Source organism: Teichococcus aerofrigidensis (assembly GCF_054073225.1).
This window is the reverse complement of the sequence record NZ_JBSXMU010000306.1, coordinates 1-338: the sequence shown is the minus strand read 5'-3', so window position 1 is coordinate 338 and position 338 is coordinate 1. Positions and strand designations below refer to the sequence as shown.

1 protein-coding gene is annotated in these 338 nt (G+C 80.2%); it reads left to right on the top strand.

Annotation, left to right across the window (positions count from 1 at the left end; genetic code table 11):
- A partial coding sequence (locus ACVMLK_RS21375) for a hypothetical protein (RefSeq protein WP_457487590.1) occupies positions 1–338 on the top strand: 338 nt, incomplete at both ends.

The following is a 338-nucleotide window of genomic DNA, read 5'->3' as shown; positions in this document are numbered from 1 at the left end:
AAGGTCACATCCGCCCCGGCCTCCGCCAGCCTGCCGCCCCTGCCCGGTCTGCTGGAGGCGGGGCTGGGCTGGCTGTCCGGGCTGCTGGCGGCCAGTCCGGGCGAGGTGCTGGGCTATGTCGTGCCGCCCGGCAGCCATCGCCACGACCTGCGCCTGCTGGTCTGGGACGAAGCCGGGGGCGTCGGGCAGCTGCGCGGGCTGGGGCCCCTGCCGGAGCCGGCCAGCCTGGCCGGCGGCTGCAGCATGGCGGCCTTCCGGCGGGCCGCCGGCCTGCCGCCGCCGGATGCGCCGCCCGCGGTGCTGGCGCCCGCCATGCGGCGCGTCGCCCTGGCCCAGGC